The sequence below is a fragment of the Nonomuraea purpurea genome, assembly GCF_042650645.1.
Lineage (GTDB): Bacteria > Actinomycetota > Actinomycetes > Streptosporangiales > Streptosporangiaceae > Nonomuraea > Nonomuraea purpurea.
The window spans coordinates 118,248-133,451 of the sequence record NZ_JBHSBI010000004.1 but is presented as its reverse complement, the minus strand read 5'-3'; the positions used below and the strand labels follow the sequence as shown (position 1 = coordinate 133,451).

Sequence of the window (15,204 nt, the reverse complement as noted above, 5' to 3'; positions counted from 1 at the left end):
CGACCATGAGCGACTCGGCCCGCATCGTGATCATCGGCGGCGGAGTGGGCGGCGCGTCCGTCGCCTACCACCTCACCCAACTCGGCGAACGCGACGTCGTCCTGCTGGAGCGCGACGAACTCACCAGCGGCTCCACGTTCCACTCGGCGGGGCTGGTCGGTCAGCTCCGCGCCGACCCCACCCTGACCAGGATGAACCAGTACTCCGTCGAGCTCTACCGCACGCTCGACGCCGGCTGGAGCGAGTGCGGCGGCATCAAGCTGGCCTCCACACCCGAGCGGATGGCGGAGATCCGCAGGCAGATCGGCTGGGCGCGGACGTTCGGGCTGCCGCTGGAGGAGATCTCGGTGGCCGAGGCCGTGGAGCTGTTCCCGCTCATGGACCCGGCGGGCGTCGTCGGCGCGGCATACCTGCCGACCGACGGGCAGATCGACCCGTCGCAGCTCTGCTACGCCCTGGCGGCGGGGGCCCGCGAGGGCGGCGCGGTGATCAGGACCCGCACCCGCGTGCTCGGCATCGACCTCGCGCGCGGCCGGGTCACCCGCGTGCGCACCGACCAGGGCGACATCGACTGCGAGATCGTGGTCAACTGCGGCGGCATGTTCGCCGCCGAGATCGGCCGCATGGCCGGGGTGCGGGTCCCGATCGTGCCCATGTCCCACCAGTACGTGGTCACCGACGCCTTCCACGAGCACGCGACGCTGCCCACGCTGCGCGACCCCGACCTGCTCGTCTACTACCGGCAGGAGGTGCAGGGCCTGGTCATGGGCGGGTACGAGCGCACGTGCGCCCCCTGGACGGCCGCCCCGGGATCCTTCGACGCGGTCCCCGCCGACTTCAACGGCCGCCTCCTGCCCGAAGACTGGCCCAGGTTCGAGGAGATCTCGGACAACTCCCGCGTCCGGGTGCCCGCGATGGCCGACGTCGGCATCCGCAAGCTCATCAACGGCCCCGAGGCGTTCACCCCCGACAACGAGTTCTGCCTGGGCGAGACCGAGGTCGCCGGGTTCTTCGTGGCCGCCGGGTTCTGCGCGCACGGCATCGCGGGCGCGGGCGGCATCGGCAAGGTCATGGCCGAGTGGATCGTCGAGGGCGAGCCGTCGATGGACCTGTGGCACATGGACGTGCGCCGCTTCGGCCGCCACTACCGCTCACCGTCGTACACGATCAAACGGGCGGTCGAGAACTACGAGACGTACTACGACATCCGCTACCCGGGCCACGAGCGCTCGGCGGGCCGGCCGCTGCGGGTCTCGCCCGCCTACGGCTGGCACGCCGCCCACGGGGCCGTCTTCGGCGAGAAGTCGGGCTGGGAGCGGGTCAACTACTACGCCTCCAACGAGGGCCAGGACGACGAGCGGCCCGGGGGATGGGCAGGCCGGTTGTGGTCGCCCGCGATCGGCGTCGAGCACCGGGCCACGCGGACGGCCGCCGGGCTGTTCGACGAGAGCTCCTTCGCCAAGATCGAGGTCAGCGGGCCAGACGCGGCCGAACTGCTGGAGTGGGTGTGCGACAACCGGGTCGCCCGCCACGTCGGCGCCGTCACCTACACCCAGGCGCTCAACCGTCGCGGCGGCATCGAGTGCGACTTCACCGTCACCCGGCACGGCGAGGAGGAGTTCCTCATCGTGACCGGCACCGCGTTCGGCGCCCACGACCTCGGCTGGCTGCGCAAACAGGCCGCTCACAAGAAATCACAGGTGCGCATCGCCGACGTCACCGGCCAGTACGCCTGCTTCGCCCTGTGGGGGCCGAACGCCCCCGGCATCATCGCCGGGCTGACCCCCGACCCGATGGACTTCCCGTTCATGTCGGCGCGGGAGATCACCGTGGGCGACGTGCCGGTGCTGGCGCTGCGGGTGACGTTCGTGGGGGAGCCGGGCTGGGAGCTGTACTGCTCCAGCGAGTACGGGCTCGGGCTGTGGCAGACGCTGTGGCGGGCGGGGGAGCCGTACGGGCTGGTGGCCGGCGGCTACCGGGCCATCGACAGCCTCCGGCTGGAGAAGGGGTACCGGGTGTGGGGCGCCGACATCGGGCCCGAGACGACGCCGTACGAGGCCGGCCTGGGGTTCTGCGTCAAGACCGACAAGGAGTTCCTCGGCGCGGACGCGCTGGACCCCGCGCCCCGGCGGCGGCTGCGCTGCGTGACGCTGAGCGACCCCGGGGCGATCGCCCTGGGCAACGAGCCGGTACGCCTGGACGGCGAGGTCGTGACGCGTGTCACCTCCGGTGGCTACGGCTACACCGCCCGCGAGTCCATCGCCTACGCCTACCTGCCGGTCGAGCCGGGTACCGAGGTCGAGATCGAAGTCGAGGGCGTCTGGGTGCCGGGCACCGTGGTCAAGACCCCGTTGGTCCCGTGACGCCGCTGCGTACCGAGATGCGGACCCGGTCGGGGCGGAACAGGTCGCGGGCGTACTCCACCGGCGTCCCGTCGGCGGCGTAGGCGGTGCGCTCGATCAGCATGAGCGGGGCGCCGGGCGCGATGCCCAGCTCGGCGGCCTCGCCGGGCCGCGCGATCACCGGGTCGAGGTGCTCGACCGCCGTGCGCGGCTCCAGGTCGTAGCGGGCGGCCAGCAGCGCGTACAGGGAGCCGGTGAGGTCCTGGTCGAGCAGCCCGGGCAGGTCGGGGAAGTAGGAGCGTTCGAGCGCCACCGGCGACCTGCCCGCCGAGCGCACCCTGGCCACCTCGTGCACCGGCGAGCCCGCCGCCACCCGCAGCGCCCCGGCCGCCGCAGCGGGCGCGGGCACCGTGCGGGCCGCCAGGATCCGCGCCTCGGCCCGCAGGTGCGCCCGCCGCATCTGCTCGGTGAACCCGGCCAGCCCCGTCAGGTCGCACTCGACGCGCGGCTCGGTCACGAACGCGCCGCCCGCCCTGCCCGGCATCCGCACCAGGACGCCGTCGCGCTCCAGCGTCGCCAGCGCCTGCCTGAGCGTCATCCTGCTCACGCCGAGCCGCCCGGCCAGCTCGCGCTCGCCGGGCAGCCGGTCGCCCGGCGCCATCTCCCCGCTGGAGATCGACTCGTGCAGCCACCGCTCGATCTGCACGTGCGCGGGGACCCCCGTGCCACGCACCAGCTCAGGCGGTTTCCGTACCACACGCGCAGGTTATCCCTTGATGGCACCTTGGGTGATCCCGCTGACGAAGCTGCGCTGGAAGATGAGGTAGACCACGACGATCGGCGCGATGACGATCAGACAAGCCGCCGCCAGCAGCGGGATGTCCGTCGTGTACTGGCCGACGAAGAGCCCGAGCCCGCCCGGCGCCGTACGCCGGTCCGGGTCCTGCATCATCACCAGCACCAGCATGAACTGGTTCCACGACCACATGAAGTACAGCACCGACAGCGTCGTGATCGCCGGCCACGAGATCGGCAGCAGCACCCGCAGCAGCACGACCAGGTCCCTGGCGCCGTCGATGCGGGCGGCCTCCACGAGCTCGTCCGGGACGTTGGAGAAGTGCGTCTGCATCCAGTACACCCCGAACGGCATGAACAGGGCCGCCTCGGCCAGGATGATGCCGGTGAAGGAGTTGGTGAGGCCGACCTCGCGCAGGTTGAAGTAGAGCGCCACCACGATGACCTCGATCGGCAGCGTCAGGCCCATCACGAACCCGAACGACAGCGTCCGGTGGCCCCACACCTTCAAGATCGCCAGCCCGAAGCCGGCCAGCGTGGCCAGCGCCACCGACAGCGGCACCACGACGACCGCGATGAGCACGCTGGAACGCATGAGCGCGGAGAAGTTGCCCTGCTGCCAGGCCAGCGCGAAGTTCTCCCACGACCAGCGGCCGGGGATGCTCAGCCCGTCGAGCTGGGAGCCCGGGGGATGCAGGGCGGCCAGGACGATGCCGGCGAACGGCACCAGGATCATGGCCGCCAGCAGCACCAGCACCGCGTACCTGAGACCGACGCCGCGCATGCTCAACTCTCATCCCTGGTGAAGTAGCGGACGGCGCTGACCACGGCGATCACGATCACGGTCAGCACGACGGCCAGCGCGCTGGCGCCGCCGATGTCGCCCTCGTTGAAGGCCAGCCGGTAGACCAGCAGCCCCGGCACGTTGGTCTGCCCGGACGGGCCGCCGTTGGTGGTGACGAAGACCAGGTCGAAGCTGGCCAGCGCGGCGATCGTGGTGATGACGCCGGCGACGGTGATCTCCCTGCGCACCCCGGGCAGGGTGACGTGCAGGAACTGCCTGAACGTGCCCGCCCCGTCGAGCTTGGCCGCCTCGTACAGGGACGGGTCGATCTTCTGCGCGCCGGCCAGGAAGAGCATCATGCACAGCCCGCTCATCGTCCAGGTGCCGATGAGCCCGAGCGCGACCAGCGCGAGCTGGTAGTCGCCCAGCCAGGCGCGGCCGAGCGCCCCCAGCCCCACCGCGTCGAGGATCTGGTTGACGACGCCGGAGTCGCTGTAGAGCCAGCGCCAGGTGATGCCGACGGCGACCAGCGGCAGCACCTGGGGGAGGAAGAAGACGATGCGGAAGAACGTCATCCCCTTGCGCGCCTGTCTCATCGGCCCGGGAGCTCCGCTGCCTTCGCCGCCCATCAGCAGGGCCGTCATGAGCAGGCCGGCGGCGATGGGGATGACCGAGAAGAAGATGATCAGCACGAGGCTGTGCAGGATCGCCTCGTACAGCGCGGAATCCCGGAAGATCTTGACGTAGTTGTCGAGGCCCGCCCACGTCGCCGGCAGGATGCCGTCCCAGGACAGCAGGGACAGGCGCAGCGTGGTGATCGCCGGCCAGATGGCGAAGCCCAGGTAGACCGCCAGCGCGGGCAGCACGTAGAGCCAGCCGCGCAGCGGTCGCCCGCGCGGACGGGCCCGCGCGGACGAGGTCAGCTCACGAGCCATGGTGGGCGTCCCACGACTCCTGCAGGGAGCGCAGGAAGGCGTCGGGGGTCATCTTGCCGTTGATGAGGCCCTGGATGCCGGGAGTCAGCTTGTCGATCATGCCGGGGGAGGCGTAGTCGGGGAACGGGACGATGCCGTTGGCCTGCGCCACCGGCCTGAAGACGGTCGCGATCTCGCCGCGCAGCCCCTCGGCGCCCACCTCGGTCTTGGTGTCGACCGGCATGAAACCGCCGTCGAACTCGATCTTCGCCGCCTCGGGCGAGCTCAGGTAGTCCAGGAACGCCGCGGCGACGTTCGGGTGCTTGGACTTGGCCGAGATGGCGTAGGCGACGCTCGCCCCCGAGGCGACCCGGACGGGCTCGCCCGACGCGGTGGGCATCAGGAAGAACCCGACGTTCTCGCCCAGGTCCTTCTCCAGGGCGGTGGCGCCCCAGTTGCCGGTCACCAGGAACGCGCTCTTGCCCTTGGCGAAGTTCGCCAGGGCGTCGGTGTCGGCCGTGGCGTTGGCGCCCTCGGGGAAGAAGCCCTTCTTCGACCAGTCGGCGATCGTCTGGCTGGTCCTGCGCGCGGCGTCGTTCTCGATCGTGGCGCCCGGCTTGCCGTACACCCAGCCCCGGTAGCCGGCGACGTCACCGGTGACGTTGAGCAGCGCGTTCCACAGGTGGAAGCCGCCGACCTGCAGGCCGCCGAGGCTCAGCGGGGTGCCGCCGGAGTCCTTGACCTTTTGCATCGCGGCCTCGAAGTCGGCCAGCGTCTTCGGCGGCTCCTTGACCATCGTCTTGTTGTAGTAGACGCCGACCACCGACAGACCGCCCGGCACGGCGTACTGGCCGCCGGTCCCGAACTGCTTGGCCGCCTTGTCGGAGCTGAGAATTTCGAGGGTGGAGGGCGGGAACTTGCCCTCCCAGCCGTAGGCCTTGGCCCACGGGCCCACGTCCAGGATGAGGCCGGCCGGCACCAGGGAGTTCATCGCGCCCGGGTTGTACTGCGCGATGTCCGGCGCCGCGTCGCCCGACATCGCCAGTTTGATCGACTTGACGTAGTCGTTGAACGGCGTCATCTGGGGCTTGATCGTGACGTTCGGGTGTTTCTTGGTGAAGCCGTCGATGAGCGCCTTGGTGGGCGGATCGTTGCTGTAGGCCAGGGTGAGGGTCACCGGGTCGCCGGGAATGGTCGTCGACACGTCGATCTTCTGCGCCGGGGCGCCGGCCGAGCTACCGGTGCCGGCGCAGGCACTCAGCGCCAGCGTCGCCGTGACGCCCAGTGCCACGAGCGAGTGGCGCCGGGATGGTGTCGTCATTCGCATGACATATCTCCTCAGGTGATGGTGTCGGATGGCGCGTCGCTTCTTCAACGGCCTTCATGACGACCGGTTCTCACCAGGCCGAACCTGGTGCGCTCGACCTCGTCCAGTGAATGGAGCAGCGCTCCGTGGACGACGGCGTCCTCCTGGAGCGTCGAGACCTCCAGGAGCGGCTGGTCCAGCGGCTCGCCGGCCAGATGGCGGCGCAGCGCCGCGAGCAGCGGCTCGCCGCAGCGGGCCATGGGGCCGCCGATGACCACGAGCCGGGGGTTGAGTATCGCCCTGATCACGGCGATGCCCTTGGCGAAGCGGCGGGCCACCACGTCGATCGCGGCCACGGCCGAGGGGACGCCGCCCGCGACCGCGTCCAGCACGGCCTCGAACGAGCGTTCCCCTGCGGCCTGGAGGCGGGCGCGGAACGCCTCGTCGCCGGCGCGTTCCGCCGCCGCCACGGCCTGGCGGACGATCTCCTCGCCGCCGACCCGGTCCTCGAACGGGCCCAGGCCGTGGGGGTGGCGGGTGCCGGCGCTGTCGTCGTCCGCGGCGAACAGGTCGAGGAAGCCGATGTCGCCCGCGTCGTTGGAGGCGCCGCGGTAGAGTTCGCCGTCCAGCACGATTCCCGCGCCGACGCGCTCGCCCCAGTGGAGCATGACCAGCGAGTCCTCGCGACGGTCCGCCTCGCGCCACCGCTCGCCCTGCGTCGCCAGCTTGACGTCGTTGTCCAGGTAGATCGGGCAGCCGAGCGTCTCCTTCAGCCGCCGCAGCAGGACGTCGCCGGTCAGCCCCGGCATGCTCGGGATGAGTTTGATGATCCCGGCCGCCGGGTCGACGATGCCGGGGGTGCCCACCGAGGCGAACCAGAGGTCGCCGTTCGCGCGGCCCGCCGCGGCCAGCGTCCGCTTCACCGTGGCCAGGAGCGTGTCCAGCGCCTCGCCGGCGTCCGGGCGGGCGGCGAACTGCACGGCCTCGGACGCGATCACGGCCCCGCACAGGTCGGCCACGGCCACCCGCAGGTCCTGCGGGCTGAGCGAGACGCCCAGCACGTGACCCGCCTCCGCGCGGAAGCGCACGAGCTGCGCGGGCCGGCCGGCCCGGCTGGAGTCGCGATCCAGGGAGCCGAACTCGACCAGGCCCTCCTCGGCCAGCGCGTTGAGGGAGCGGGTGACCGCCTGCCTGGACAGGCCGACGGCCTTGGCCAGCGCCGAGACGCTCATGCTGGGCTCGGCCCGCAGGCGGCGCAGGATCGCGGCCGCGTTGATCTCCCGCATGAACTGGGTGCCCGCGGCGACGAGTTGCTCCATGACCTCTCCCTCCGAGCGATGCGGCGTACGCTAGCATATTAATTATGTACGGTACGCAACTAATTCGTCGAGGGGTGTGACCTGCGATGTCGTCCGGTGACGGTGAGCTTGAGGCGCCGTGGGCGCAGGCCGTACGCGGTCTGGCCCATCGTGTGCTGGGGCCCGTGGCGGAGTCGGTCCGCTTCGCCGAGCGCCACGCCGAGGGGCGCGGCCACGCCTACGAGGCGCAGGGCGGCGTGCTCACCATCGCCGCGACGGACGGGGTGAGCGCCGCCGTCGCGCTGCACCACTACCTCCGTGAACACTGCGGCATGTCCGTGGGCTGGGACACCGTGCTGCCCCTGCCGCTGGCCCCGCTCCCCGACGCGCCGCCCCGCCAGGGCACGCCGCGCGTGCGCGAGGGCTACTACCTCAACTTCTGCACCTTCAGCTACACCACCCCCTACTGGGACTGGTCCGACTGGGAACGCGAGATCGACTGGATGGCCCTGCACGGCATCACCATGCCGCTGGCCGTCACCGGCCACGAGGCCGCGCTGCACGCCGCCTACACCCGGCTCGGCCTCGACGACGACCGGATCAGGCGCTTCCTCGGCGGGCCCGGATACCTGCCGTTCCAGTTCATGGGCTGCCTCGACGACTTCGCCGGGCCGCTGCCCCCGTCCTGGATCGAGCGCCACCGCGAACTCGGCGCGCGCGTCATCGAACGCGAGCGCGCCTTCGGCATGACGCCCGTGCTCCCGGCCTTCACCGGGCACGTCCCCCGCGAGATCGCCGCGACGGCGCGCGCGGGCCGCCGCGACTGGCAGGGGTTCGAGACCTGGTCGCTCGACCCGGCCGACCCGTTGTACGCCCGCATCGGCGCCGAGATCGCGCGCGCCCAGATCGAGCTCTTCGGCACCGACCACCTCTACGCCGCCGACCCGTTCATCGAGATGATCCCCATCGACGCCGACCCGGCCTTCCCCGGGGCGGTGGCGGCGGCGACACTGGCCGGCCTGCGGGCCGCCGACCCGGACGCGGTCTGGCTCATGCAGGCCTGGCCGTTCTCCTACCAGAGCGACTTCTGGACCGAGGACCGCGTCACCGCCTTCCTCGACGCGATCCCGGACGAGCGCATGCTCGTGGCGGACCTGTGGGCCGAGCAGGATCCGCTGTGGGGCCGCTTCGAGCGGTTCTCCGGCAAGCCGTGGTTGTGGTGCGCGCTGCTCAACTTCGGCGGACGCACCGACCCCGTCGCCGACCTGCGCGGCCTTGCCCCGGGCATCGACGCGGCGCTGGCGGCGGCGAACCCGCCCACCGGGCTGGGCCTGGCCATGGAGGCCACCCGCAACAACCCCGTCTTCTTCGAGCTGGTGACCGACCAGATCTGGAACCGGGTCAGCGACCTCGACGCCTGGCTCGACGCCTTCGTGGCCCAGCGCTACGGGGGCCGCTCTGCGGACGAGCTGCGCGCGGCCTGGCGCGATCTGCTGGACACCGTCTACGGCGCCGCAGGGCTGCGGATCGCCCCCGACCAGTTCAAGGGCGTCCTGACCGCCGCCCCCTCATACGCGTTGACGCCCACGGGCCCCCTCTGGTTCGACCCCGCCGTCCTGGCACGGGCCTGGGAGCGGATGATCGAAGTGGCCGAGCGGGACCCGGGGCCGGCGGCCGGGCCGCTCGGGCACGACCTCGTGGAGACCGGCATCGCCTACATGGCCAGGGTCGCCGACCGGCTGTGCGCCGAGGCCGCGAAGTCGGGCGGCGACCCGGCCTCCGTCGCCGCTTTCCTCAAGGTCTTCGAAGACCTCGACCGCATGCTGGCCTGCCGCCCCGAATACACCTTCGAGCACTGGGAGGCCAAGGCCCGCTCCTGGGCCGCCGAGCCGGCCGAGCGCGCGGTCCTGAGCGACAACGCCCGCCGGATCATCACCGTGTGGGGCACCGCGGACAGCCCCCTGCTCGACGACTACGCGGGCCGGCACTGGGCGGGGCTCATGAGCGGCTACTACCGCGACCGCTGGGAGCTGTGGGCCCGCGGCCTCGGCGCGGCGCTCGCCGGAGACCCCGGCGCCGAGGCGGAGCTGCGCGAACGGCTCCGCGATCGGGCCGAGGAGTTCCTGCGCGAAGGCGCGCCCCAGGCGGTCCCCGGCGACCTGGCCGCCGAATCCCGCCGCCTGCTCACCGCGTACGCCGACGTCTTCCACCCCGACCGACGAGGAGCACGATGACCCACCTGCCACCCACCGAGCGACGCAACCCCCGCACCGGCGACATCGACACCCTGGAGTCCGCCGACGTCCTGCGGCTGCTGCTGGAGGAGGACGCCAGGGCCGTCGAGGCCGCCCGCGCCGCGACCGGGCAGCTGGCCAGGGCGGTGGACGAGACGCACCTGCGGCTCGCGCGCGGCGGCAGGGTGCACTACTTCGGCGCGGGCGCATCGGGACGGCTCGCGGTGCTGGACGCCACGGAGATCACGCCGACGTTCGGGGCGCCGTCCGAGCTGTTCACGGCGCACTTCGCGGGCGGGCCCAAGGCGCTCACCGACTCCTCCATCGACCGCGAGGACGCCGGAGCGCTCGGCGCCGCCGACGCGGGCGGCGCCGGCGCGGCCGACGTGGCGGTCGGGATCACGGCGTCCGGGTCCACCGCGTACGTGGTGGGGGCGCTGCGCGGGGCGCGGGCGGCGGGCGCGCTGACGGTGCTGGTCACGTGCAACCCGGACGCGCCGGCCCGCGACCTGGCCGACATCGTCGTCGTGGCCGACACGGGGCCGGAGGCGCTGACCGGCTCCACCCGGCTCAAGGCGGGGACGGCGACCAAGGTCATCCTGAACGCGTTCTCGACGGCCGTGATGATCAAGGCGGGGCGGACGTACGGGAACCTCATGGTCGGGCTGGTGGCCACCAACGCCAAGCTGGCCGAGCGGGCGGTCGGCCTGCTCGTGGAGGCATCGGGGGCGGACGCGCAGACCTGTGGGGCCGCCCTGGAGCAGGCGTCGGGGAACATCCCCGAGGCGCTGGTGCGGCTGCTCACCGGCTGCTCGGGCGAGCAGGCGCGGGCCGCGCTGCGCGAGCACCCCGGCGTGCGGGCCGCCGTCGCCGCGCTTGATGGGCAGGCCGCGCTTAATGGGCAGGCCGCGACGCTTAATGGGCAGGCCGCGACGCTTGACGGGCCGGGCGCGACGCTCGACGGGCAGGCGGGATGAGCCCGTCAGCCTACGCGGGCGTCGACGTCGGCGGCGGCGGCGTCCGGGTGCGGATCGAGGCGGGGGAAGAGAGCGCGTACGGCGAGGACGCCGCGCCCGTGCCGCGCGAGCGGGGCCGGGTGGACCTCCACAGGCTCGCCGATCGCATCGCGGCGTCCGTCGAGGAGATGGGCGTGGACCGGCTGGACACGATGGCGATCGGCGTGACCGGGCTGCCCGGCCTGGTCAGGGAGCCCGGCACGCTCTGGGACGCGCTGCGCCCCCGCTTCGGGCTCGGCGCGCTGGTCGTCGCGGGCGACATGGTCACCACGCACGTCGGCGCGCTCGGCTTCGCACCGGGCGTCGTCGTGGCGGCGGGCACGGGCGTCATCACGCTCGGCACCGACCTCGACGGCGTGTGGAACCAGGCCGACGGATGGGGGCACCTGCTCGGCGACCACGGCAGCGGCACCTGGGTCGGCCAGCAGGGCCTGCATGCCGCCCTGCGCGCCCACGACGGCCGCGCGGGCGGCTCGCCCGCGCTGCTCGAACGCATGACCGCGCGCTTCGGCCCGCCCCTCGACCTGGTGGCGTTCGTCTACGAGTCGGCCTCTCCCGCCCACTGCCTGGCCTCGTTCGCACCGTCCGTCGCCGAGGCGGCCCGCGCGGGAGATCCGGTGTCCCGCCGGATCTGGACCGAGGCCGGGCGGCAGCTCGCCCAGACCGCCGTGGCCGCCGCCTCGGGGCTCGAACCCGTCTTCTCCTGGGGCGGACGCCTCTTCGACGCCGAGGACCTGCTCATGGAGCCGTTCCAGAGCGCCGTGAGCGCCCTGCTGCCGGGCGCCCGCTTCGCCGCGCCGCGCGGCACCTCGGCCGACGGCGCGCTCGCCCTGGCCAGGGCCGCCGCCGCCGACGGCCCGCTCCCGCCCCGCCACCCCTACCTGTACGTCTTCGCCGAGACCCCGGCCGCGATCACTCCGACAGGCGGGCCAGGCGCTCAACCGCCTCCCCGAACTCGCTGATCATGTCGTAGACCACCTGGCGAGCCGGTTTCACCTGGTCGAGCTGGCCCACGACCTGGCCGACGAAGTAGTTGACCAGCTCCACCGCCCCCGGCTCGCCCTTCTCCGCCGCTGCCCCGATCCTGGCCATCGCGCCCTCCGACAACAGCAGCTGCAGCGGCATCCCCAGCGGCCCCGGGCTCTCCTGGCCGCAGTCCCACTCCTCCGTCCAGGCCGACCTGAGCTGCCTGGCGGGCTTGCCCGTACGGGACCTGGACCTGACCGTGTCCAGCGACGAGGCCGCCAGCAGCTTGCGCTTGACCGCAGGGGCCGTCTCGGCCTCCTCCGTGGTCAGCCAGACCGAGCCGCACCACACGCCCTGCGCGCCCAGCGCCATGGCCGCCGCCATCTGCCGCCCGGACGCGATGCCGCCCGCCGCCAGCACGGGGACCGGCGCGACCGCGTCCACGACCTGCGGGACCAGCACCATCGTGGAGATCTCGCCGGTGTGCCCGCCCGCCTCGGAGCCCTGGGCCACGATGAGGTCCGCGCCCGCCCGCACCTGCCTGAGGGCGTGCTCCACCGTGCCGACCAGGGCCGCCACCGGCACGCCCGCCTCCCTGGCCGCGGCCACCATTTCGGGCGGGGGCGGGCCCAGGGCGCTGGCGATCAGGCCGATGGGATGCTTGAGCGCCACGTCGATCAGCCCGGTCGCGCCCGCCGCCGTCACCCGCCTGCCCAGCTCGTCCGCCACCGCGGTCATCGGCTTGGAGGGGGCCGTGACGGCGTACTTGCCCATCAGGTGCGTGACGAAGTCGCGGTGCCGGTCGGGGATGTAGTCCAGCAGGTGCGCCCGATGGTCGAGCGCGGAGGCGTCGATCTTGCCGGGGACGAGCACGTCCACGCCGTACGGTTTGCCGCCGACCTGCCCGTCCATCCAGGTCAGCTCGGTGTCCAGCTCGTCGGGGGAGTACGCGATCGCGCCCAGGACCCCGAAGCCGCCCGCGTTGGTGACGGCGGCCACCACGTCGCGGCAGTGGCTGAAGGCGAACAACGGGAATTCGATGCCCAGACGCTCACAAATGGCGGTCCGCATGAAACGACGCTATCCGTCAGAACCTTCTTCGGTCCATCCCCCGGTTCCGCCTCCCTCAGGGGGCGGCGTCCACCGGGAGCGGGGTGTGCCAGCCCAGCTTCGGCGAGTACCCGCGCACCCGGCGGGCCGGGACGCCGGCGACCACGCTGTGGTCGGGGAACTCACCGCGGACCACCGCGCCGCCCGCCACCACGCACTGGCGGCCCAGCGTGGTCCCCGGCAGGATGATCGCGCCCGCCCCCAGCCACGAGCCCGAGCCGATCGAGACCGGGCTGTTACGCGGCCACTGCCGGCCGATCGGGACGTCGGGGTCGTCGTAGACGTGGTTCTGGTCGGTGATGTAGACGTACGGCCCGGTGAAGACGTCGTCGCCGATGTCGATCGACTGGTGGGCCACGATGTGCGAGCCCCTGCCGATCGAGCAGGCGCGGCCGATGCGCAGGATGGAGTCGGGCCCGAGGTCCAGGTCCGGGTTCATGCCGCAGGAGATGGAGACGCGTTCGCCGATCAGCGTGTGGTCGCCGATCTCGATCCACGCCTCCCCGAAGATCGCGCCCGGGGGGAAGGCGATGGTGGCGCCCTCCCCTAAATGCCGGAACCGGTAACCGGCCGGTGACGCGGTGGAGATCGCACCGGCGCGGCGGATGGCCGTGTAGGTGCGGTGAATCAGCGTGCCTATCGCCCGCTGTACGAGTGACATAGGCACCAAAGTTACCGCTAGGTCAAGCCGTTAGGGCATGTGAGGGGCGTTGTTTGATATCCTGAGAGCCCGTGGACACTTCGACCACACCTCGAGCCACGGGAGCCCCTTTGCGCAGCGCATCGCAAACCAAGCATCTGTTCGTCACCGGCGGTGTCGCCTCCAGTCTCGGCAAGGGGCTCACGGCATCCAGCCTCGGTCGCCTCCTCAAGGCACGCGGTCTCAGGGTCACCATGCAGAAACTCGACCCCTACCTCAATGTCGACCCCGGGACCATGAACCCGTTCCAGCACGGAGAGGTGTTCGTCACCGACGACGGCGCCGAGACCGACCTCGACGTCGGCCACTACGAACGTTTCCTCGACACCCATCTGCACGGCTCGGCCAACGTCACCACCGGGCAGATCTACTCCAACGTCATCGCCAAAGAGCGCAGGGGCGAATACCTGGGCGACACCGTCCAGGTCATCCCGCACATCACGAACGAGATCAAGGACCGCATCCGGGGCATGGCCGGTCCTGAGGTGGACGTGGTCATCACCGAGGTGGGCGGCACGGTCGGCGACATCGAGTCGCTGCCCTTCCTCGAGGCCGTGCGGCAGATCAGGCACGAGGTCGGGCGCGACAACGTCTTCTTCCTGCACGTGTCGCTGCTGCCCTACATCGGCCCCTCCGGCGAGCTGAAGACCAAGCCGACGCAGCACAGCGTGGCGGCGCTGCGCAGCATCGGCATCCAGCCGGACGCGATCGTGCTGCGCTCCGACAGGTCCGTGCAGGCGGCGATCAAGCGCAAGATCAGCTTGATGTGCGACGTGGACGAGGACGCCGTCGTCTCCGCCGTGGACGCGGCCTCGATCTACGACATCCCCAAGGTGCTCCACTCCGAAGGGCTCGACGCCTACGTCGTGCGCCGGCTCGGCCTGCCGTTCCGCGACGTCGACTGGAAGGAGTGGGAGCAGCTCCTGCGCCGCGTGCACCGGCCGGCGAAGGAGGTCACGATCGCCCTTGTAGGAAAATATGTTGATTTGCCGGACGCGTACTTGTCGGTCACCGAGGCACTGCGCGCCGGAGGGTTCGCCAACGACAGCCGCGTCAACATCCGCTGGGTCAAGAGCGACGACTGCGAGACCCCCGAAGGCGCCGAGCGCGAACTCGACGGCGTCGACGGCGTGCTGATCCCCGGCGGGTTCGGCGTGCGCGGCATCGAGGGCAAGATCGGCGCCATCCGCCACGCCCGCGAGGGCAAGATCCCGCTGCTCGGCATCTGCCTCGGCATGCAGGGCATGGTCATCGAGGCGGCCCGCAACATGGCCGGCATCGAGGACGCCAACTCCGCCGAGTTCGACCCCGACACCAAGCACCCGGTCATCTCCACCATGACCGACCAGGAGGACGTCGTCGCCGGCGAACGCGACATGGGCGGCACCATGCGCCTGGGCAGCTACACCGCCAAACTCGGCGAAGGCACCCTGGCCAGGCAGCTGTACGGCAAGGCCAAGGCCGACGAGCGCCACCGCCACCGCTACGAGGTCAACAACTCCTACCGCGAGCAGCTCGAAAAGGTCGGCCTGGTCTTCTCCGGCCTGTCGCCCGACGGCCGCCTGGTCGAGTACACCGAACTGCCCGCCGACATCCACCCGTTCTTCATCGGCACCCAGGCCCACCCCGAGTTCCGCTCCCGGCCCACCCGGGCCAACCCCATGTTCAAGGGCCTCATCAACGCCGCCCTCGACTACGCCGACAACCGCGTCGGCGCCAGGGTGGGTCAGTGAAGACCA

12 protein-coding genes are annotated in these 15,204 nt (G+C 71.8%); 5 read left to right on the top strand and 7 right to left on the bottom strand.

The window, feature by feature from the left end:
• The first annotated feature begins 5 nt into the window (after window positions 1-5).
• Window positions 6-2,363 (top strand): GcvT family protein, encoded by a 2,358-nt coding sequence (locus ACFOY2_RS09520; RefSeq protein WP_379527585.1) that lies wholly within the window; start codon window positions 6-8, stop codon window positions 2,361-2,363.
• Here ACFOY2_RS09520 and ACFOY2_RS09515 read toward each other — a convergent pair.
• The 5 genes from ACFOY2_RS09515 to ACFOY2_RS09495 are packed head-to-tail and all read right to left on the bottom strand — an operon-like array spanning window position 2,341 to window position 7,460.
• A complete protein-coding gene (locus ACFOY2_RS09515) occupies window positions 2,341-3,099 on the bottom strand; it encodes a GntR family transcriptional regulator (protein ID WP_379527584.1) in 759 nt (252 codons plus the stop codon). The genes ACFOY2_RS09520 and ACFOY2_RS09515 overlap by 23 nt on opposite strands.
• A 9-nt stretch (window positions 3,100-3,108) precedes the next feature.
• Window positions 3,109-3,921, bottom strand: coding sequence for a carbohydrate ABC transporter permease (locus tag ACFOY2_RS09510; RefSeq protein WP_379527583.1), 813 nt, complete (start codon window positions 3,919-3,921; stop codon window positions 3,109-3,111).
• 2 nt (window positions 3,922-3,923) lie between these two features.
• Window positions 3,924-4,856: a carbohydrate ABC transporter permease gene (locus tag ACFOY2_RS09505; protein ID WP_379527582.1), complete on the bottom strand. Its 933-nt coding sequence runs from the start codon at window positions 4,854-4,856 to the stop codon at window positions 3,924-3,926.
• Window positions 4,846-6,156, bottom strand: a complete 1,311-nt coding sequence (locus ACFOY2_RS09500) for an ABC transporter substrate-binding protein (RefSeq protein WP_379527581.1) — start codon at window positions 6,154-6,156, stop codon at window positions 4,846-4,848. Before ACFOY2_RS09500 ends, ACFOY2_RS09505 begins: the two co-directional genes overlap by 11 nt.
• Window positions 6,157-6,206: 50 nt before the next feature.
• Window positions 6,207-7,460 carry an ROK family transcriptional regulator gene (locus ACFOY2_RS09495; RefSeq protein ID WP_379527580.1) on the bottom strand — a complete coding sequence of 418 codons (1,254 nt, stop codon included), beginning with the start codon at window positions 7,458-7,460 and terminating at the stop codon, window positions 6,207-6,209.
• A gap of 86 nt (window positions 7,461-7,546) precedes the next feature.
• On the opposite strand from ACFOY2_RS09495, the gene ACFOY2_RS09490 reads away from it, so the two are divergent.
• From ACFOY2_RS09490 to ACFOY2_RS09480, 3 genes are read left to right on the top strand one after another with little or no spacing between them, the layout of a single operon-like run.
• Window positions 7,547-9,673: an alpha-N-acetylglucosaminidase gene (locus ACFOY2_RS09490; RefSeq protein ID WP_379527579.1), complete on the top strand. Its 2,127-nt coding sequence runs from the start codon at window positions 7,547-7,549 to the stop codon at window positions 9,671-9,673.
• Window positions 9,670-10,650: an N-acetylmuramic acid 6-phosphate etherase gene (locus tag ACFOY2_RS09485; RefSeq protein WP_379527578.1), complete on the top strand. Its 981-nt coding sequence runs from the start codon at window positions 9,670-9,672 to the stop codon at window positions 10,648-10,650. Before ACFOY2_RS09490 ends, ACFOY2_RS09485 begins: the two co-directional genes overlap by 4 nt.
• Window positions 10,647-11,651: an N-acetylglucosamine kinase gene (locus tag ACFOY2_RS09480; protein WP_379527577.1), complete on the top strand. Its 1,005-nt coding sequence runs from the start codon at window positions 10,647-10,649 to the stop codon at window positions 11,649-11,651. The genes ACFOY2_RS09485 and ACFOY2_RS09480 overlap by 4 nt, the downstream gene beginning before the upstream one ends.
• On the opposite strand, the gene ACFOY2_RS09475 is transcribed toward ACFOY2_RS09480, so the two are convergent.
• Both ACFOY2_RS09475 and ACFOY2_RS09470 read right to left on the bottom strand, forming a co-directional pair.
• Window positions 11,602-12,726, bottom strand: a complete 1,125-nt coding sequence (locus ACFOY2_RS09475) for an NAD(P)H-dependent flavin oxidoreductase (protein ID WP_379527576.1) — start codon at window positions 12,724-12,726, stop codon at window positions 11,602-11,604. The two genes, ACFOY2_RS09480 and ACFOY2_RS09475, sit on opposite strands and share 50 nt — an antisense overlap.
• Before the next feature lie 55 nt (window positions 12,727-12,781).
• On the bottom strand, window positions 12,782-13,426 hold the full coding sequence (locus tag ACFOY2_RS09470; protein WP_379527575.1) for an acyltransferase: 645 nt from the start codon (window positions 13,424-13,426) through the stop codon (window positions 12,782-12,784).
• 110 nt (window positions 13,427-13,536) lie between these two features.
• Between ACFOY2_RS09470 and ACFOY2_RS09465 the strand changes: the two genes are divergently transcribed.
• Entirely contained in the window at window positions 13,537-15,198 is a 1,662-nt protein-coding gene (locus ACFOY2_RS09465; protein WP_379527574.1) for a CTP synthase, read from the top strand.
• Window positions 15,199-15,204: the final 6 nt, after the last annotated feature.